This is a genomic window from Plantactinospora sp. B5E13, from assembly GCF_039871775.1.
Taxonomy (GTDB): domain Bacteria; phylum Actinomycetota; class Actinomycetes; order Mycobacteriales; family Micromonosporaceae; genus Plantactinospora.
In genome coordinates this window covers 129,887-148,552 of sequence record NZ_JBDPLT010000010.1, presented here as the reverse complement: position 1 = coordinate 148,552, position 18,666 = coordinate 129,887, and the positions used below count along the sequence as shown (strand labels likewise).

Sequence of the window (18,666 nt, the reverse complement as noted above, 5' to 3'; positions counted from 1 at the left end):
GGCCGTGGCGGGCAAGGGGACTCCGGCGACCGCGCTGCTGACCCGGCAGCGGGTGCCGCACACGCTGCACCCGTACGACGTCGCCCCGGACACCCCGAACTACGGTGCCGAGGTGGCCGCCGCGCTCGGCGTACCGCCGGAACGGGTCTTCAAGTCGCTGGTCGCCGAGGTCGACGGCGGGTTGACCGTGGCGGTCGTACCGGTCACCGGCGAACTGGACCTCAAGTCGCTGGCCTCGGCGGTGGGTGGCAAGCGGGCCGCGCTGGCCGACCGCGCCCTGGCCGAGCGGACCACGGGCTACGTCCGGGGTGGAATCAGCCCGCTCGGCCAGCGCAAACGACTGCCCACCGTGGTCGACGCCTCCGCCGAGCGGTTCGCCACGGTCTACGTCTCGGCCGGTCGCCGGGGTCTCCAACTGGAGATCAGCCCGGCGGACCTGATCCGGCTCACCGCCGCGCGCACCGCACCGCTGGCCACCGCCGGCTGAGACCGCCGGTTCTCCAGGCCCTCGTCGTCACGGACGGCCCGTGGTCGTCACGGACGGGCCCGCGCCGCACCGCGCCCTATCCACCCCCGCCGGCCCGGTGTCTCCCGCCCGGGATGTCGGCCACGTTGCCGAATTGTTATCGCCTCCAACAAACTCATCGCCGTGGTTCTCTTGCCCCGGTGACCTCGGGCGCCATACGTTGCCGGACACAACAAAAGTGAGGCGGACCGACGGCCACCCATCCGGGGCGTCGGTCCGATCGGGGTACCACCGCACAGCCCGACCTGAGACACCACCCACCCCGAAAGGACCCGTGCAATGCGCAGAGGGATCCTCACCATCGCCGCAGTCGGCCTGCTGACCACGGGTGGCCTCGCCGCCTGTGGCGACGACTCCGGCAGCGGCGGTGAGACCGCGAAGCCGAAGATCGGCGTCATCCTTCCGGACAGCGCCTCCTCCGACCGCTGGGAGACCGCGGACCGCAGGTACCTGGAGGCCGCGTTCAAGGCCGCCGGCGTCGACTACACGATCCAGAACGCCCAGAACGACAAGGCGCAGTTCCAGACCATCGCCGAGCAGATGATGACCAACGGCGTGAACGTGCTCATGATCGTCAACCTGGACTCCGGCACCGGCAAGGCGGTCCTGGACAAGGCCAAGAGCCAGGGCGTGCTGACCATCGACTACGACCGGCTGACCCTGGGCGGCTCGGCGGAGTACTACGTCAGCTTCGACAACGTGAAGGTCGGCCAACTCCAGGGCGAGGGCCTGGTCAAGTGCCTGACCGAGAAGAACGTCCAGAACCCCGTCATCGCGACGCTGAACGGCGCCGAGACCGACAACAACGCCACGCTGTTCAAGAACGGCTACGAGGGCGTGCTCAAGGCCAAGTACGACGCCAAGGAGTACGTCAAGGGCCCGGACCAGTGGGTGCCCGGCTGGGACGGTGCCCAGGCGACCACCATCTTCGAGCAGATGGTGACCCAGCAGAACGGCAAGATCGACGGTGTGCTCGCCGCGAACGACACGCTGGGCAACTCGGCCATCTCGATCCTGAAGAAGAACAAGCTGAACGGCAAGGTCCCGGTGACCGGCCAGGACGCCAGCGTGCAGGGCCTGCAGAACATCCTCGCCGGCGACCAGTGCATGACCGTCTACAAGGCGGTCAAGCAGGAGGCCGACGCCGCCGCCGAACTGGCGATCGCGCTGGCCAAGGGCGAGCGGAAGCAGACCAGCCAGACGGTGAAGGACCCGCAGGGCAACCGGGACGTCCCGTCGGTGCTGCTCGAACCGAAGGCGATCTACAAGGACAACGTCAAGGACGTCGTCGCGGACGGCTACGTCACCAAGGACGAGCTCTGCGCCGACAAGTTCGCCACCCTCTGCACCGAGGCCGGCATCAGCTGATCCTCCGATGATGTCGGCCCAGCCGGCCCGCTGACAGGCGGCGCCGCCGGTGTGCACCCACACCGGTGGCGCCGCTCGTCCGGATCCCCGTCGGTCGCGACGCGTCGGCACAGGCCACCCACGCCCGCCGTCGGCGCGCCCCAACGGCGGGACCACGATCGACCGGACCCCTGACCGGACCCGCGATCGGACACCCCCTTGCGAAGGAGACCACCGTGTCCGCGACACCCCTGCTGGAGCTGCGCGGGATCGACAAGAGTTTCGGTCCCGTACAGGTCCTGCGCGCCGTCGACCTCACCGTGCACGCGGGCGAGGTCACCGCACTCGTCGGCGACAACGGCGCCGGCAAGTCCACCCTGGTCAAATGCATCAGCGGCATCCATCCGCCGGACGGCGGTGAGGTCATCTTCGACGGTCGACCGGTGCACATCAACAGCCCCCGGGACGCCGCCAGCCTGGGCATCGAGGTCGTCTACCAGGATCTCGCGCTCTGCGACAACCTCGACATCGTGCAGAACATGTTCCTCGGTCGGGAAAAGCGCCGCGGTCTCGTCCTGGACGACCCCACCATGGAGCAGATGGCCGCCGATACCCTGGCCGGCCTCTCCGTCCGTACCGTGAAGTCCCTGCGCCAGCACGTCTCCAGCCTCTCCGGCGGGCAACGCCAGACCGTCGCGATCGCCAAGGCGGTGCTCTGGAACAGCCGGGTCGTCATCCTCGACGAGCCGACCGCCGCGCTCGGCGTCGCGCAGACCGCCCAGGTCCTCGAACTCGTACGCCGGCTCGCCGACAACGGGCTCGCGGTGGTGCTGATCTCGCACAACATGAACGACGTCTTCGCCGTCTCCGACCAGATCGCCATGCTCTACCTCGGACAACTGGTCGCCCAACTGCGGACCAGCGAGGTCACCCACGCCCAGGTGGTCGAGCTGATCACCGCCGGCCGCAGTGGCGGCCTCGGCCTCACCGGGGAGAACGGCAACGGTAACGGCACCAACGGCGGTGCCGAGCACACCGGTGACGGCGACGGCGCCGCCCCGGACGACACCCCTCCCACCGCGACGACCGCAGGAGCCGACAGATGAGCACCCCCACCACGATCGGGGCGAAGCCGGCCGACGTGCCGGCCGCTCCGGCCCCCACGGTCGGCGGCCACCTCCGGAACTACCTGGCCCGGGTACGCGGTGGCGACATGGGCGCCCTGCCGGCGGTCCTCGGGTTGCTCGTGCTCTGCCTGATCTTCTCCACCCTGCACGACAACTTCTTCACCGAGGGCAACTTCGCCAACCTCTTCACCCAGGGCGCCGCGACCACGGTGATCGCGATGGGCCTCGTCTTCGTCCTGCTGCTCGGCGAGATCGACCTCTCGGCCGGCTACGCCAGCGGAGTCTGCGCCGCCGTACTGGCCCAGATGGTCACGCTGCGCGGCTTCCCCTGGTACGTCGCCGTACTCGCCGCGATCGTCACCGGCGTGGTCATCGGCCTGGTCATCGGGCTCCTGGTAGCGAAGGTCGGCATCCCGTCCTTCGTGGTCACCCTCGCCGCCTTCCTCGGCTTCCAGGGTGTTGTCCTGCTGCTCATCAAGGGCGGCACCAACGTCTCGGTGCACGACGAGGTGATCCGGGCCATCGAGATCCGCAACATGCCGGTCTGGCTCGGCTGGAGCCTGGCGGCGCTCGGGATCGGCGGCTACGCACTGGCGCAACTGCTCCGCTACCGCAACCGCACCGCACGCGGGCTGGCCGTGGAGCCGCTCGCGATCGTGCTGGCCCGGATCGGTGGACTGGCGCTGATCGCCGGGATCGCCGTCCACATCCTCAACCTGGAACGCGGGCACAACCGGCTCATCTCGCTGCGGGGCGTACCGATCGTCGTACCGATCATCATCGTGCTGCTGGTCGTCTGGACCTTCGTCCTGCACCGGACCGCGTACGGCCGGCACATCTACGCGGTCGGCGGCAACCGCGAGGCGGCCCGTCGGGCCGGCATCAACGTGGACCGGATCCGCATCTCGGTGTTCGTCATCTGCTCCTCGATGGCCGCGGTCGGTGGCATCATCGCGGCCAGCCGGGGCGGTTCGGTCGATGCCAACACCGGCGGAAGCAACGTCCTGCTCTACGCTGTCGGCGCGGCGGTGATCGGTGGCACCAGCCTGTTCGGAGGCAAGGGACGGGTGCTGGACGCGGTGCTCGGTGGCGCCGTGATCGCGGTCATCGACAACGGCATGGCTCTGATGAACGTCAGCTCCGGGGTCAAGTTCGTCTTCACCGGTCTGGTGCTGCTGGCCGCCGCCAGCGTCGACGCGCTGTCCCGACGCCGAGCCACCGCGACCGGTAACCGATAAGGGGAACGATGCGCGCGGGGCCGAGTCAGGAGGAGATTCGACGGCAGAATCTCGGCGCCCTGCTGCGGTACGTCCACGTGCACGGTGCCACCTCCCGCGCGGAGCTGACCACCGCGCTCGGCCTCAACCGGAGCACCATCGGCGCGCTCACCGCCGAGCTCGCCGCCGCTGGCCTGGTCAGCGAGCAGGCCCCCCGGGAGACCGGCCGGGCCGGACGACCGTCGCTGGTCGTCCGGCCCGAGTCGGCCCGGGTCTTCGCGTACGCGTACAGCATCGAGGTGGACCGACTCCGCGCGGCCCGGATCGGGCTGGGTGGCGTGGTACTGGACCGGCGACAGGCCGACCGGCCTCCGGGTCTGCGCCCGGCGGAGGCGCTGCCGGTGCTGACCGGCTTCCTGAAGGAGATGCACCAGGCGGTCGCCGACGGCTCCGTCCACGTCGGCAGCGGTGTCGCCGTCGGCGGTCGACTGCGTCAGTCGGAGCATCGGCCGCCGGGGAGCACCCACCCGGCAACCACCGGAGCCGTACCCACGGCACGCCAACCGGAACAGGACGGCGGCTGTCCGACCCGCCCCGGCACCGCCGTACCCACGGCACGCCAACCGGACCAGGACGGCGGTCGCGGCGACCGGCCGGAGCCGCCGCCCCCGCTGGAGGCCGTACTCGGTGAGGCGCTCTCCGCCGACCGGCCGCTCCTGATCAGCAACGCCGCCGACGCCAGCGCCGTCGCCGAACACGTCCGCGGCGCCGCCGCCGGCTACGACAACGTCGTCTTCCTGCACCGGGACATCGGCATCGACGCCGGCATCATCGTCGGCGGCCGTCGGCTGACCGGCCAGGGCGGGTACGCCGGCGAGGTCGGCCACATGGTGGTCCAACCGGGCGGCCGGCCCTGCCGGTGCGGCTCGTACGGCTGCTGGGAGACCGAGATCGGCGAGCACGCCCTGCTGCAGGCCGCCGGGCGGGGCGACGCCGTCGGCCGGGACGCGGTCGCCCGGGTGATCGACGCGGCGTCCCGGGGGGACGCGAACGCACAGGCGGCGGTCCGACAGGTCGGCGACTGGCTCGGGTTCGGGGTGGCGAACCTGGTGAACGTCTTCAACCCCGGTGTGGTCATCTTCGGCGGCACCCTCCGGGACGTCTACCTCGCCGCCGCCGCCCGGGTACGGAGCCGGCTCAACTCGATGGCCCTGCCGGCGCCCCGGGAGCAGGTACGACTCCGTACCCCGCAACTCGGCGAGGACGCGGCCCTGGTCGGTGCCGCCGAACTCGCCTTCGAACACCTCCTCGCCGACCCCCTCGGCTGAAAGGAAGGGACACCAGCGGTCTCCACCACGTTCGCTGGCCGCTGGCGCCGGCGGCCAGCACCCGAAGGGGCGCCTGCCAGTCAGGCCGACCATCGGGGTCGACGACCGTGCAGGCGCCGGCGGCTCGCGTACCAACTCCGACGGTACGGATCGGTCAGGAATTAGGAGGCGCTATAGCCGTTGAAGTAGTGAACTCCGTCGTGGGCGGTGTCGCCCGGCGCCGTTCTCCGGTTGGTGCTGAACCAGAGCTTGTCCCCGCCGGCGACTCCGACGCCCTCTATCTCGAAGAGGTCAGGGTACGCGCTGGAGGTGATTCGGAAAGACAGGTTGTCGTCCGCTCGTATCGTGCCGGAGGCGGAAGAGATGTTCCGGTAGACAAGCACAATGCTGACGTTCTTGTTGGTCAGCGGGTAATACAGGGTGTTGCCGTAGTAACCGATTCCCTGGGTCGTGTACGAGGTGATGTTGGCGACAGGGCTGCCGTTGACCAGTGCGTCCTCGATGTTCAGGTAGAACGAGTTGGTCACGTTGATCGTGCCGCTGGTTGCGTTCAGCGGAAGTGAGCCCCGGTAGAAGGTTCGGCCGCTCTTGAAGAGGAAGTTTATGTTGCTGGCATCCTTGCTGGTGATCTTTACGCCAGACATGGCCTTGTTCGCGCCATTGTGTTTGATCGTGTAGTTGCCCACCTTGTAGTACGTGGTTCCTACGTACCTGAGTTTCACCAGGCTGGTGCTGTCGGCGTTCATGGTGACGACGAACATGTAATAGTTGTCGCCAGTTGAGCTCAGCACGATGTCATTGGCATGACCGAGATAATTCGCGTAGGTTTGCCCGGTGTCGCCGTTGCTCATGAGCGTCGTGGTTCCGTCGCTCATCTTGGTGCGGTAGATGACCGCCGCGGTGCCGGCATCGTTGATCTTCGCGGAGTAGGTGTAGGTGGAACCCACGGCAAATCCCTGTGCGGAGTAGCAGCTGTTCGCGTTGCCGAGCGTCGCGACGTCGGCGTACGTGTTGTAGTATTCCGCGCCAGCTGTGATCAGCAGGTGCGAGGCGTTGTTGTTCTTCAGCGTTGCGTTGAGGTTGCCCTTGGCGCCCGCGGCGAAGTCCTGGTACGTGCCGGCGTAGCCGCTGTTGTAGTAGACCCGGGCGGTCTTGCTGGAGCGGTTCCAGGCCGAGGCGGCGTTGTTCTTGACGCAGGTGCCCTGCCCGTTGCCGGGGCCTTTGAAGTCGTAGCAGGAAGGTTGGCTGGTGCCGTAGTCGTCGACCGAGGTGGTGAAGTCGGAGACGGAGCCGGCCTCGTCGCTGTTGTAGTAGTAGCAGAACTCGCCGCTGTCGCAGACGCCGTCGCGGGCAGCCGCCGCCGCAGCCGCCGCCGGTGAGGCGATGACCAAGGTCGGTGCCGCAAGCGCCAGGGTCGTGGCGACAGCGGCGACGGTGGCCGCCATAACGGATGCCGGCAGTCCTGACCGCCACCGCGAGCGTGTACGGGCTGTTCCGGAATCATCTTGTTCGATCATGGCGCCGACCCTGGCACAGCGACTCGGCCGTGTCACCAGCCATCGATGCGACTTGAGTAAATATTGAGGTATGGCGACCAATGAGCCAGCGGTGGCCACGGTCACCGATGGCTCGTTGGCTGACCAACGCGCGATTCAGCAGCTCCGTCGGCGTCGATGAGCTCGACGTCGTCAGCGGCGGCCCGCCCGATCGGACCCGGATGTCGGTCCAGTTCCCGCCAGACCGGCATGAGGAACGGCAGCAGGGTCACCGCCAGGTACGCCGCCCCGAACACCACGGCCGCACCGGTCAGCCCGAGCCCGGTCACCGCCAGCCCGCCGAGCAGCCCGCCGAGCGGGATACCGGCCCAGGCGGCGGCCTGGGTCAGCCCGAGCACCCGGGCCCGTAGCGACGCGGGAATCCGTTCGTAACTGACCGCACCGAGGATCGGGTTGATCGCGGCGATCGACAGCCCGGCCACGAACGACACCGTGTACACCGCCCAGAGCGGATCCAGGAAGGCGAGTGCCACGAACCGGGGCGCACCGGCGAGCAGGAAACCCACCGCGAAGATCGCATACCTCGGCACCTTCGGGGCAACGGCGGTGAAGACCACGTTGCCGAGCACCGCGCCGGTCGCGAAGGTCGCGCTCAGCAGTCCGAGCGCGACCGACGAGCCGACCACCTCGGCCGCCCAGACCGGGGCGATGATCCCGCCGTACGCGGCGTCGGCCAGGTTGGTGACGAACAGCAGCAGCACGATGCCGTGGATCAGCGGTTCCCGCCGCAGGTAGCGGAGCCCGACCCGGAGCGCCGCCAGGTACGACTCCCGCCCCGGCCCATCGTCGTGCCCGTCCGGGGCGTCGACTTTAGACACCGCCTCGCCCGACCGCCACCGTCCCGCCACCGTCACCGCCAGCACCGCCGCCCCGACCGCGAAGGTCGCGGCGTCGAGCAGCAGCACGGTCGGCGCGTCCAGTACGGCGATCAGCAGGCCGGCCAGTGGCGCACCGAGCAGCGTGGCGAGCCGGTGCAGTCCGTCGTGCACGCTGGTCGCCCGGGTCATCGACATCCCGGCCGCCTCGACCGTCTCCGGGAAGATCACCCGTTTGGCGTTGTCCCCGAAGCCGCGCAACGTCCCGGCCACCGCCACCAGCCCGACGAGCGTGCCGAAGTGCAGCAGGCCGGCGAGGTGCAGCAACGGGATCGCCGCGACGGCGGCTCCGCTGGCGACGTCGGCGCCGATGCTGACCCGGCGGGCGCCGAGCCGGTCGATCAGCGGCCCGCCCAGGGCACAGACCAGGACGTACGGCAGTGTCTCGGCGAACGCCACGACGCCGGTACGACTCGCGCTGCCGGTGCTGACCAGGGTGAACCAGGGCAGCGCGACCATGCTCATCCGGCTGCCGGTCAGCGACACCACCTCGGCGACCAGCAACCCGACCAGTGGCCGCCGGTTCCTACCGGCCCGCCGGTCCATCCGACCCCGGTCGCTACCCATCGGTCTCACGCCCCTCGGGAGCATCGGGACCGTCAGCCTCGCCCCCGCCGGTCACATCCGCCGGCCCCCGCCCGGGGAAGGACATCAGCTGCGCCTGTACGACGTACGGCCGGGCGTCCGCTGGTGCCGCCACATCCGGATCGTCCCGACGGTAGCGGCCGAGTACCTCGTGCAAGGCGTCGTACAGCTCACCGGCCTCGTCCGGGGTCAGCCGGAACCGCCAGTCGCTGAGGGTCGACTTCCCCCGCCACTCCTCCGGGGTTTCGACCACCTCGTTGAGCCAGCGGTCGACCCGGTCGGCGTAGAGCGCCGCGACCGCCCGCATGTAGGTCTCGGCTTCGGCCGCCGCAGCCTGCCCGACCTCGTTTTCCAGGATGGTGCCCCGGTGCACCGCCCGCCACCACCGTTCCCGGCCGGAGCCGCGCCCCGCCTCCTCGGTCACGAAGCCGTACTGGGCGAGTTGCCGCAGGTGGTAGCTGGTGCTGCCGGTGGACTGCCCGAGCCGTTGGGCGAGGCTGGTGGCGGTCGCCGGCCCCTCCTCCCGCAGCAGGTTGATCATCCGTACCCGCAACGGATGCGCGAGACCCCGCAGCGACGTCGGATTGAGCCGCACATCATCACTAGACATGTTTGCAAAGATATCTTCGCAGAGACTTCTTTGCAATCCTGGGCCGATGGGACCCGACCGGCCGAACCGCCGCCGAACCGCCGGATCAGTCCTGATCCACCCCGTGCCAGGAACGCCACAGCGCCGCGTACGAACCACCGGCGGCGACCAGCTCGGCATGCGGCCCCAGCTCGGTGATCCGGCCGTCCTCGACCACCGCCACCCGGTCCGCGTCGTGCGCCGAGTGCAGCCGGTGCGCGATCGCGACCACGGTACGACCCCGCAGCACCGCCGCGAGCGACCGCTCCAGATGCCGGGCCGCCCGGGGGTCGATCAGCGACGTCGCCTCGTCCAGCACCAGGGTGTGCGGGTCGGCCAGCACCAGCCGGGCCAACGCCAACTGCTGGGCCTGGGCGGCGGAGAGCGGATGCCCCGCCGAGCCGACCACCGTCGCCAACCCCTCCGGCAACTCCTCCGCCCAGTCGAGCGCGTCGACCGCGGCCAGCGCGCTCCGTACCTGGGCCTCGGAAGCCGCCGGCCGCACCATGGTCAGGTTGTCGCGCAGCGTACCGATGAACACGTGGTGTTCCTGGGTGACCAGCGCGACCTCGGTCCGGAGCTGGTCCGGTGACAGCTCCGTCAGCGGCACCCCGCCGACCGCAACCGAGCCGGTACGCGGCTGGTGGATGCCGGCGAGCAGCCGACCGAGTGTCGACTTGCCGGCCCCGGACGGACCGACCATGGCGAGCGTCTCTCCGGCGCGCAGCTCCAGGCTGACCCCGTGCAGCACGTCCCGCCCCTCCTGGTAGGCGTACCGCACATCCCGGACCACCAGCGGCGGCGGCACGGACGTACGGGCCCCGACCCTCCCCACCAGAAGGTCCCCGACGCTCTCCATCCTCGGACGGGGCAGACGACACCCCGAGCAGCCGCGCCAGCGACGCCCCACCCACCTGCACCTCGTCCAACCAGGAGAGCAGCCGGTCGATCGGATCCATCAACTGCTGCACGTACAGGGTCGCGGCGGTGACCTCGCCGAGGCTGACCCAGCCCCGCAGATAGAACCACCCACCGCAGAGCAGCGTCGCGACGACCGGCAGCAGGTACCCGAGCTCGGCGAGCGGGAAGAAGACGGTACGCAGCCACATCGTGTACCGCTCGGCGGCGTACGACCGGGCGATGTGGGCGTCGGTACGGGCCCGGCGGCGGCGCTGCTGGCCGAGCACCTCGGTGCTGCGCGACCCCTCCACCGTCTCGCTGATCCCGTCGGTGATGTCCGCGTACGCGGCGCTCTCCGCCAGGTAGCCGGGACCGGCCCGGTGCAGGTACCAGCGGGTGGCGAACCAGAACAGCGGCACCGAGACCAGACCGGGCAACAGCAGCAACGGGCTGGTCAGCACGATCGCACCGACGACCAGGAGGGCGGTGACCACCGCGATCAGCGTCTCCGGCACCGCGAACCGGACCGACCGGGAGAGGGCGGCGACGTCCCGGGTGGTCCGGGTCAGCAGATCACCGGTGCCGGCACGCTCCACCGTGGAGAGTGGGATGGCGAGGATCCGGTCGACGAACTCCTCACGCAGCTCGGCCAGCACCCGCTCGCCGAGCCGGGCCGAGGCGAAGTGCGCGAACCGGATCAGCACCGCCTGGGCCAGCACGAAGCCGGCGATCGCCATCGCCACCCGGTCGACGGTGACGCTGGTCGTACCGGCGGACACCCGCTCCACCAACTCGCCGAGGAGTCGGGGCGCGGCGAGTCCGGTGACCGCGGCCAACGCGTGCAGCCCGAGGACCGCGGCGAGCCCGCGCGGATGCCGGCGGAACAGCGTCCGGGCGTAGCGTCGGACCTGCGCCGCGTCGGCGACCGGCAACGTGGGGCGCTGCCCCGCCATCATTCCTCCTCGGCCCGGGTCACCGTGGCGGCGTACCGGGGCTCGTTCGCCAGCAGTTCGCGGTGCGTACCCTCGGCCACCGCCTTGCCGTCCTCGACGAAGACCACGTGGTCGGCCCGGTCCAGCACCAGCGGGCTGGTCGTGCAGACCACGGTGGTCCGGCCACGCCGGGCCGGGCCGAGCCGCTGTGCGATCCGCGCCTCGGTGTGCGCGTCGACCGCACTGGTCGGTTCGATCAGGATCAGCGTCTCCGGGTCGGCGACCAGGGCCCGGGCCAGCCGCAGCCGCTGCTGCTGGCCGCCGGAGAACTCCCGGCCGCGCTCGGCGACCTGGCCGGCGGCGAGCCCGCCGGGCAGCGCCTCGACGATGTCGGTGGCGCTGGCCGCGGTCAACGCCGCCTCGACGGCCGCCACGTCGGCGGTGTCGTGCGGGTCCAGCTCGGCGCGCAGCGCCCCGGAGAAGAGCCGCGCGCCGTTGTCGGCCACCATGATCCGGCGCCGGACCGTCGCCAGCGCCAGCTCCCGCAGGGGTACGCCGTGCAGCGTCGCGTCGCTGTCGACGTACCGGCCGAGACGGTCGGCGATCTCGACGGCGTCGGCGGGTACCGCGGCGGCCAGGGCGGTCAACCGGCCCGGCCGGACGGTGACTCCGGACTCGATGTCGACCAGCTCGCCGGGGCCGTCCGGCACGGTGGCCGGTCGGGCCGGTTCGGTGACCTCCCGAGCCAGCCGCAGCAGTGCGACGACCCGGCGGGCCGAGACGTGTCCCCGGACGATCCGGTCGATCATCTCGCTCACGGTGCGCAGCGGGCCGACCAGGTAGACGGTGTAGCCGTAGAAGGAGACGAGCTGCCCGACGGTGATCTCGCCACGCAGCGCGAACCGGGCGCCGAGCCAGGTGACCAGCACCAGGAAGACGCCGGGGAGCAGCACCTGCGCCGACTCCAGCAGCGCCTCGACCCGGGCCACCCGGATTCCGTCGCCGCGCAGCGTCTGCGACTCGGCGCGGTAGCGGGCCGCGAAGACCGCCTCACCGCCGACACCGCGCAGCACCCGCAGCCCGGAGACGATGTCGCTGGCCCGGGTGGTGAGGGTCGCCTGCTGGTCGCGGTACGTCTCCTGCCGGCGGTGCAGCGGTCGGATCAGCAGCCCGACGATCACCATCAGCGCCGGTACGCCGAGCAGCACCACCAGCCCGAGCGGGACCGAGGTGGCGAGCAGGATCGCCATGATGGTGCCGATCGCAAAGATCGAACCGGTGCCCCGGGAGAGGATGTCGAGCGCCCCGCCGATGTGGCTGATGTCGGCGGTGCCGATGCTGACCACCTCACCGGTGGCGAGCCGTTTCGGCAGCGTCGCTCCGAGCTGGTTGGCCTTGTCGATGGTGAGCTGCACCGTCCGGTACGCCCCGGCCAGGTAGTTGTAGACCGCGAACCGGTGCCGGATGATCCCGGCGACCGCCTGCCCGACCCCGACCGCGAGCAGCACCAGTGCCCAGCGCAGCAGCGCGTCGGCGTCCCGCCCGACGATCCCGGCGTCGATCGCCTTACCGAGCACGGCCGGCATCAGCGCCTGGCCGACGTACGAGACCACGGCCAGCGCCATGCCGGCGGCGAGCGTGGGCCAGATCCGGGCGGCGTGCCAGAGCAGGAACCTGGTCGCCGACCGGTGGTCCGGCCTGCCGGGATCGGGTACGGGTAAGGAGCGCATCGCCCGCGACGCTATGACCCGGTCGCCACGATCGCCACCGGTTTTCCCTACTCATCCGGACCGGGCAGCCCGCCGCACCGGGGACTCGGCCGACGCTGTCCCGCCCCGTTCAGCCGAGGCTGGCGAACGGCTTCGGCGGACGTCCGTCGACGTAGGTCATCAGGGTGTTGTCGGCGATGCCCAGCCGGGTGTCCGGCCAGTCCTCCTCGAACCAGCGCAGGTAGCCGAAGAACCGCTCGTCGCCGACACACCTGCCGACCAGCCAGCCGAACAGTTTCCCCACCTCGGGGCAGTCCTCGGGATGGACGGCCCACCGACAGGTCAGCCCCCAGCGTCGGCCGTACCGGTCCTCGTGCAGGTCGAACGCGGAGACAGCGGCTCCGCCGATCTTGCTGGTCCCTGCCTGGACCAGGTCCCACACCGGTCGCGGCCGGTCCTCGTACACCCAGTCGCCGCGCTCGTCCTCGACGGGCCGTCCGTCGTCGCCGATGACGATCTCGGGGAACGTGGTGATGATGGTGAGCCGTTCGGGCCGGGAACCGAGACCCAGGTGCCAGCGGAGTTCGGCGACCTCGTCGTCGGTCAGCTCGCACCGCAGGTCCATCGACACCATGAACTCGTACATGTCCGCCACGCCGGCACCCTACCGATCCGGTACGACCGGTCCGGGGTGCCGGCGACCAGCCGCGCTAACTCCGCCGGGCCCGGTGGTTGGCGTGTTTGCGGGCGGCGAACTCGTACGCCTCGCGGAGCAGTTCGCGGACCTCGGGCAGGCTCGTCGTACCCGGGTTGACCACGCAGACCCAGTACTGGGACGCGTACTCGGGGTGCGGCATCAGCACGTCGGTGGCGGCGTAGTCGACGCCGGTCCGCCACGCGCCACGCTCGTCGCGTTCGGTGGGCGGGGTGCCGAACCGGGCGACGTACCCCGCCTTGGTCAGCCCCAGGTTGAGCCGGTAGGTGTCGGGTCGGTCGAGGTGGGAGACGCTGTCGTACCGGTCGCCCGTGACGATCGTCGCGAACGGCATCTGCCGTTCCGGCGGCAGGTCACGGTCGGGGTCGTAGAGGAAGAACAGGTCACCGGCGGCTTCCAGGACGTTGACCCCCTGGTAGGTGTCGCGGATGTGGCGGGTCATCTCGTCAGCGTTCATACCTTCAATCGTTTCATTGAACTCCTTTGTGAGAGTTCTGCCCGACCTCGCCACGTGGTCGGGCCGAAAACCCTCAACCAGGGGGTTGAACCCACCGGCGGATCCGCAGACCGGTCACCCCTGGTACGGCGGGGCCACGCCCCAACCCCAGCGCGGCACCGGCGCCTCCCGGACCGGGTCCGCGTCGGGTTGGGAGTTCTGTACCGCCAGCCGGGTTCCCCACTCCAGATAGCTGGCGAAGGCGGCACGGAACTCCGGATCGTCCGGCAGGCCGACCTCGTCGGCGGCGTCCATCAACAGGTTGACCCACCGTCGGCGTTGCGCCTCGGTGATCGCCCTACCGAGGTGTTTGCCCAGCATGTGGGGGTAGCCGCCGTGCCGTTCGGTGTAGCTGGCCGGCCCGCCGAAGACCTCGGCGAGCCACACCGCCACGTGCCGGGGATGCTCGGGGTCCATCCGCGCGAACACCGGCGCGAGCAGCGCATCGGCCCGGACCAGCCGGTAGAAGACGTCGCAGAGCTTGACGAGGGCGTCCATGCCCCCGGCCCACTCGTACAGGGTCGGCGGGGCGGCACCGCCCGGGCCGGTCACCGGGGTGCGGGTGTAGTGCCGCATCTCCTCGATGTCCTCGACGTACGGCTTGATCTCGGCGAAGAACGCCGGGAACTGCGGGCCGCGCCGGAATCCGCCCAGGTGCGCCTCCGCCGACGTCCAGGTGATCCGCAGTACGTGACAGGCGGGATCGTCGACGCAGCGGCTCAGTTCGTAGTCCACACACTCCGGGGCGGCCCGGAAAGCCTCGGCGGCCCGCTCGTACGCCGCCTCGAAACCGCCCAGCCGCTCCGGCGGTACGCGGTACCTGATGTACTCGATGACCATGGGTCAGAGCCCAGCACCCAGCACAACAAAGATCAAGTACGCACCATTCGGTGCGTACGGGCGAGGAGTCCAGATGATCCGACGCTACGACTGTCCGGTAGAGCTGGCGGTCGATGTCATCGGCGGCAAGTGGCGGCCGGTCATCCTCGCCCACCTGAAGGAGGGCGTGCACCGGTACGGAGAGTTGCGCCGCCGGATGCCGGGTATCAGCGAGAAGATGCTGACGCAGCGGCTCCGCGAGCTGGAGGCCGACGGGCTCGTCGTCCGCCACGACCACGGGACGAACCCTCCGCACGTCGAGTACCGGCTCACCGAGGAGGGTCTCAGCCTGGCGCCCGTACTCCAGGCACTGTACGACTGGGGCACCGGGCGGGCGGCGCGCACCGGCACCACCATCGGGCAGGCTGGTTAACCACCGGCTACCGGAGACGGACCCAACCGAGGAAACGCTCGGTGAGCGCGCCGGGCCCGGGCGCGGTGTCCGGGTGCAGTCGGGTCAGGTCGAGGTACGCCTCGGCGAGCGAGAGCCCGAGGTAGACGCAGAGGGCCAGCCGGTCGTGCGCGTACTCCCGGGAGAGGGTGACCCGGGCGGCGCCGCACGGCCACGGCTGCCCGTCGTGGCGGCAGAGCCAGAGCGGACGCAGTGGGAGGTGCCGGAGTTCGTCGGAGACGGCCTTTGCCCCTCCCCCGTTCTCTCTTCGGTCACCGCCGCACTCCGTCCGTCGTCCGGCCCCGGCGGAGTTGGCCGAGCGTGAAATAACCGTCGGCCCGGGCAGGTCGGTCCCAGCCTGCCCAGCTATTCCGCGACGGAATCCGGAGCGACTTCCGAGGAACATTCGGATCTGCCGTTAACCCCGACGAAACAGAGCACGGAAAGCGCGGGAGAAGCACAACCGGCCGGCTTCGGCGAGGGCAGGTCCACCATCGCCCGCACCGGCAGCACAGCCAGAGTCGACGCCTGTCACGCCCGTGACCTGCGGTTGGTGATGTCAATCGCGACCGGTGACCGTTCCGCACGGCAACCTCCCTCGTCTCGGTGGATGGGGGTCAGCTCCACGGAGGGGAAATGGAGCTGACCCCCGCAGATCCCGCCCGGCAGGTCAGTGCCACTCGAATTCCGAACAGGACCGCTTGTCACCCACTCTCATCACTGGATTTCGCCTCCACAACCCCCTAGGGTCGGGATAGCAGATCGACCAGTCGCTATCCCGAATGGTGACCGGTCGAGTGTTCCAGGATGGAACGTTTTCCGTGCCAATCTGAAACAGGGGGACCAGATGACCGACAACGGATCGTCAGTGCCGCGCCGGCAGCTCGGCCGCCACCTCCGGATCGCCCGCGAGCAGGCGGGACTCTCGCTGGAGGCGGCCGCCCAGGAGTTGGAGTACTCACGGACCACCATGTACCGGATCGAGAGCGGCAGCGCCGCCGCCCGCAAGGCCGACGTCCTGCTCCTGTGCCGGGCGTACGGGGTGCCGGAGGAGATGACCGAGGCGCTGATCGGGCTCTCCACCCAGACGAAGGCGAAGGGCTGGTGGCACGCGTACGGCGACGCCGTCCCCGCCTGGTTCGAGCTGTACGTCGGGCTGGAGGCCGCCGCCTCCCGACTACGCCACTGGGAACCGGCCTCGTTCCCCGGGCTGCTCCAGACCCGGGAGTACGCCACCCACCTGCTCCGCTCCCAGCCCGACCTGCCGGAGTCGGAGATCGCGCGCCAGGTGGAGGTCCGGATGGAGCGTCAGCAGATCCTCCGCCGCAGGAAGCCGGCGGCGCCGAAGCTGGAGGTGATCCTCGACGAGGTGGTGTTACGCCGCCGCACCCCGGGGATGGCCGGTCAGCTCACCCACCTGCACTCGGTCGCGACCGACGGCACGGCGACCGTCCGGGTGGTGCCGCTGGCCGCTCCGACCAGTTGGGTTTTGACCGCCAACAACTTCGTCATCCTCGACTTCCCGTCCACCGGGCTGCGTACCCCGGAGCCGACCACCATCTACAGCGAGTCGCTGACCGGGGCGATCTACCTGGACCGGCCGACCGAGGTCGCGTCGTACGCTAAGGCATGGAGGGCCCTCGAAGCGTTGTCGCTGGATCCCTCCCGCTCGGCCGACCTGATCGCGACGATCGCCAAGGAGTGCAGCGATGACTGACCTGACCGGCGCCAGGTGGCGCAAGAGCAGCCGCAGCAACGGATCGGGCGGGCAGTGTGTCGAGGTGGCCGACAACCTCACCGGTGTGGTCGGCGTACGCGACAGCAAGGACCCGTCGGGGCCGGCCCTGACCTTCACCCCGACCGCCTGGCGGCGTTTCGTCACCTCGGTCCGCTAGCCACCACACGAGCCGACGTCAGATCAGCCAGCGACCTGGTGGTCGCTGGCTGGGCGTTGCTCGGCCCGGCCCTCGGCACCCTGCCGATGGGTCTGCCTCACGCCACCGGTCGTACGATCGGCGGAGCAATTGTCAAGACCTGTGGATTAGTGACTATGTAGCGAGAGACGCCTTGTCGGGGCGTATTGGGGGAGGCGCTCGTCCGACAGGTGGAGCGATGCCGAGCCCCTGCCGGTTCATCGTGTGGCCGTGGCGGGGCGGGCCGAGGGAGGGCCTGTCGGCGGTGGGTGACATCCCGTTCTTGCAGGATCTTCATGCAGGGTGAGCAGGGGTCCGGAAAGCCTCTCAGCTGGTCCGGCCCAAGGTCACGGTGCGGGATCCGGGTGTGAAGTCGCCAAAGGACTGTTGCCAGGACTCACCGGGCCAGTAGTACGTCACACGGCCGTCGACGGGCCGGTAGTGGGCTGTGTAGAGCGTTCTTGACCCCTGCTCGTCGACGGATTGGTATAGCGGCGGCTTCAGCATCGCCGCCACGTCGTCCACACCCGCGGCGCGAATGGCGCGCAGCCGCTCCTGCGTCCGCAGGGCACGCTCCTGCTCGTCGGTCACCGGCAGGTGCTGGTGGTTGGCGGCGCAGGCGTCCGGTGCCACCGTCGGTGACATATCCGGCCCCACGAACACCGTCACCGCCTTGGTGGGATCGACAAGGGTGAGGTTCTGGGGGACGGCGACCGGTAGGGACCGCAGCCTGTCGACCGCCTCATCGACGGTGTCGCACGTTTCCAGCAGGTAGCGCACGAGGATGAGAATGGCGAAGCCGCGTCCGTAGACGGAACGTCCGCCCCAGGTGAGCGAGACCGCGAGACCGGCGTCGTTCATCCCGTCCAGCAAGCCCCACAGCATGTCCTGCATTCCGATCACGGGGCGCAGGAAGCAGGAGGAGACGATGGTCCCTTCGCACTGATCTGGCCGTAGGTCATAGTTGCGCAGCAGAATGCCGTTCCTGCCGATCTGGGTGCACGCCTGGGAGAACGGCCGCAGTGCCGCGTGTGTGAGGAAGACTTCCGCCTCGGGCCGGTTGAGTTGGCCGGCCAGGCGGTCCAGAACCGGGACCAGTTCCGGCATGTGCGCACGGAACAGCGCCCGAACACGATCCGCGCCCTCCGGAGTCCGGCCCTCCTCGGTCAGCAGACCCTCCATCTCCTGCCACAGGCCCCGGGCGTAGGCGGCCCACCGCCCGTCGCCGCCGTCGCCGACCTCGATCGCCTGAAAGGTCTTGTGCTCTTGCCGCACGGCTGCCACTCCCCCTGTGAGAATCGGCCAAGGTGAGGGCAACCTAGCCAATTGCGGGGTGAATCACCAGGTGGCCGCCATCGGCGACGACCAGGCGCTGGATCTGGTTGAAGCCGCTGAATGCGAGCGTGGCCGATACCAAGCCGGCGACAATGTCCCGCGTTGGAGGAGCCGGGAGTCAAGCAGACGAGCGGCGGGAGCAATTGTCAATCGGTGTCGTCGGTGACGTGTGATCAGGCTGCGACGGTCTCGTCGCGCTCGACCAAG

General features: G+C 69.9%; 17 protein-coding genes and 1 pseudogene. 8 read left to right on the top strand and 10 right to left on the bottom strand.

Annotated elements, in window-relative coordinates; genetic code table 11:
• The first annotated feature begins 4 nt into the window (after positions 1-4).
• The 5 genes from ybaK to ABGB05_RS12260 all read left to right on the top strand — a co-directional run bounded on the left by ybaK (position 5) and on the right by ABGB05_RS12260 (position 5,545).
• Positions 5-487, top strand: coding sequence for a Cys-tRNA(Pro) deacylase (gene ybaK / locus ABGB05_RS12280; RefSeq protein ID WP_347653368.1), 483 nt, complete (start codon positions 5-7; stop codon positions 485-487).
• A gap of 318 nt (positions 488-805) precedes the next feature.
• Positions 806-1,894, top strand: a complete 1,089-nt coding sequence (locus ABGB05_RS12275; protein WP_347653367.1) for a substrate-binding domain-containing protein — start codon at positions 806-808, stop codon at positions 1,892-1,894.
• Positions 1,895-2,109: 215 nt separating this feature from the next.
• Complete coding sequence (locus ABGB05_RS12270; RefSeq protein ID WP_347653366.1) at positions 2,110-2,979, top strand: ATP-binding cassette domain-containing protein; 870 nt, start codon at positions 2,110-2,112, stop codon at positions 2,977-2,979.
• Positions 2,976-4,238, top strand: a complete 1,263-nt coding sequence (locus ABGB05_RS12265) for an ABC transporter permease (RefSeq protein ID WP_347653365.1) — start codon at positions 2,976-2,978, stop codon at positions 4,236-4,238. The genes ABGB05_RS12270 and ABGB05_RS12265 overlap by 4 nt, the downstream gene beginning before the upstream one ends.
• Before the next feature lie 8 nt (positions 4,239-4,246).
• The gene (locus tag ABGB05_RS12260; RefSeq protein ID WP_347653364.1) at positions 4,247-5,545 is read left to right on the top strand and encodes an ROK family transcriptional regulator; all 1,299 of its coding nucleotides are present in this window, start codon (positions 4,247-4,249) and stop codon (positions 5,543-5,545) included.
• A 161-nt stretch (positions 5,546-5,706) separates the two neighbouring features.
• On the opposite strand, the gene ABGB05_RS12255 is transcribed toward ABGB05_RS12260, so the two are convergent.
• The 8 genes and pseudogenes from ABGB05_RS12255 to ABGB05_RS12220 form a co-directional block, all read right to left on the bottom strand.
• Positions 5,707-7,062, bottom strand: coding sequence for a peptidase inhibitor family I36 protein (locus ABGB05_RS12255; protein WP_347653363.1), 1,356 nt, complete (start codon positions 7,060-7,062; stop codon positions 5,707-5,709).
• A gap of 101 nt (positions 7,063-7,163) precedes the next feature.
• The gene (locus ABGB05_RS12250) at positions 7,164-8,543 is read right to left on the bottom strand and encodes an MFS transporter (RefSeq protein ID WP_347653362.1); all 1,380 of its coding nucleotides are present in this window, start codon (positions 8,541-8,543) and stop codon (positions 7,164-7,166) included.
• Positions 8,536-9,171 (bottom strand): helix-turn-helix domain-containing protein, encoded by a 636-nt coding sequence (locus ABGB05_RS12245; protein ID WP_347653361.1) that lies wholly within the window; start codon positions 9,169-9,171, stop codon positions 8,536-8,538. The genes ABGB05_RS12250 and ABGB05_RS12245 overlap by 8 nt, the downstream gene beginning before the upstream one ends.
• Positions 9,172-9,256: 85 nt before the next feature.
• Positions 9,257-11,042, bottom strand: a pseudogene (locus ABGB05_RS12240) (ABC transporter ATP-binding protein).
• Complete coding sequence (locus ABGB05_RS12235) at positions 11,042-12,751, bottom strand: ABC transporter ATP-binding protein (RefSeq protein WP_347653360.1); 1,710 nt, start codon at positions 12,749-12,751, stop codon at positions 11,042-11,044. Before ABGB05_RS12235 ends, ABGB05_RS12240 begins: the two are co-directional and overlap by 1 nt.
• A gap of 109 nt (positions 12,752-12,860) precedes the next feature.
• On the bottom strand, positions 12,861-13,385 hold the full coding sequence (locus ABGB05_RS12230; RefSeq protein WP_347653359.1) for a hypothetical protein: 525 nt from the start codon (positions 13,383-13,385) through the stop codon (positions 12,861-12,863).
• 55 nt (positions 13,386-13,440) lie between these two features.
• Positions 13,441-13,902 carry a DUF6194 family protein gene (locus ABGB05_RS12225; protein ID WP_347653358.1) on the bottom strand — a complete coding sequence of 154 codons (462 nt, stop codon included), beginning with the start codon at positions 13,900-13,902 and terminating at the stop codon, positions 13,441-13,443.
• 114 nt (positions 13,903-14,016) lie between these two features.
• Positions 14,017-14,781 carry an antibiotic biosynthesis monooxygenase gene (locus ABGB05_RS12220; RefSeq protein WP_347653357.1) on the bottom strand — a complete coding sequence of 255 codons (765 nt, stop codon included), beginning with the start codon at positions 14,779-14,781 and terminating at the stop codon, positions 14,017-14,019.
• 73 nt (positions 14,782-14,854) lie between these two features.
• Between ABGB05_RS12220 and ABGB05_RS12215 the strand changes: the two genes are divergently transcribed.
• Complete coding sequence (locus tag ABGB05_RS12215) at positions 14,855-15,193, top strand: helix-turn-helix domain-containing protein (protein ID WP_347653356.1); 339 nt, start codon at positions 14,855-14,857, stop codon at positions 15,191-15,193.
• A gap of 7 nt (positions 15,194-15,200) precedes the next feature.
• Here ABGB05_RS12215 and ABGB05_RS12210 read toward each other — a convergent pair whose 3' ends face one another.
• Positions 15,201-15,617, bottom strand: a complete 417-nt coding sequence (locus tag ABGB05_RS12210; protein WP_347653355.1) for a hypothetical protein — start codon at positions 15,615-15,617, stop codon at positions 15,201-15,203.
• A gap of 441 nt (positions 15,618-16,058) precedes the next feature.
• Here ABGB05_RS12210 and ABGB05_RS12205 point away from each other — a divergent pair, with 441 nt between their 5' ends.
• Together ABGB05_RS12205 and ABGB05_RS12200 are read left to right on the top strand one after the other, a co-directional pair.
• On the top strand, positions 16,059-16,928 hold the full coding sequence (locus ABGB05_RS12205) for a helix-turn-helix transcriptional regulator (RefSeq protein ID WP_347653354.1): 870 nt from the start codon (positions 16,059-16,061) through the stop codon (positions 16,926-16,928).
• Positions 16,921-17,106, top strand: a complete 186-nt coding sequence (locus ABGB05_RS12200; RefSeq protein WP_347653353.1) for a DUF397 domain-containing protein — start codon at positions 16,921-16,923, stop codon at positions 17,104-17,106. Before ABGB05_RS12205 ends, ABGB05_RS12200 begins: the two co-directional genes overlap by 8 nt.
• A 345-nt stretch (positions 17,107-17,451) precedes the next feature.
• On the opposite strand, the gene ABGB05_RS12195 is transcribed toward ABGB05_RS12200, so the two are convergent.
• On the bottom strand, positions 17,452-18,399 hold the full coding sequence (locus ABGB05_RS12195; RefSeq protein WP_347653352.1) for a C45 family peptidase: 948 nt from the start codon (positions 18,397-18,399) through the stop codon (positions 17,452-17,454).
• Positions 18,400-18,666 lie beyond the last annotated feature (267 nt).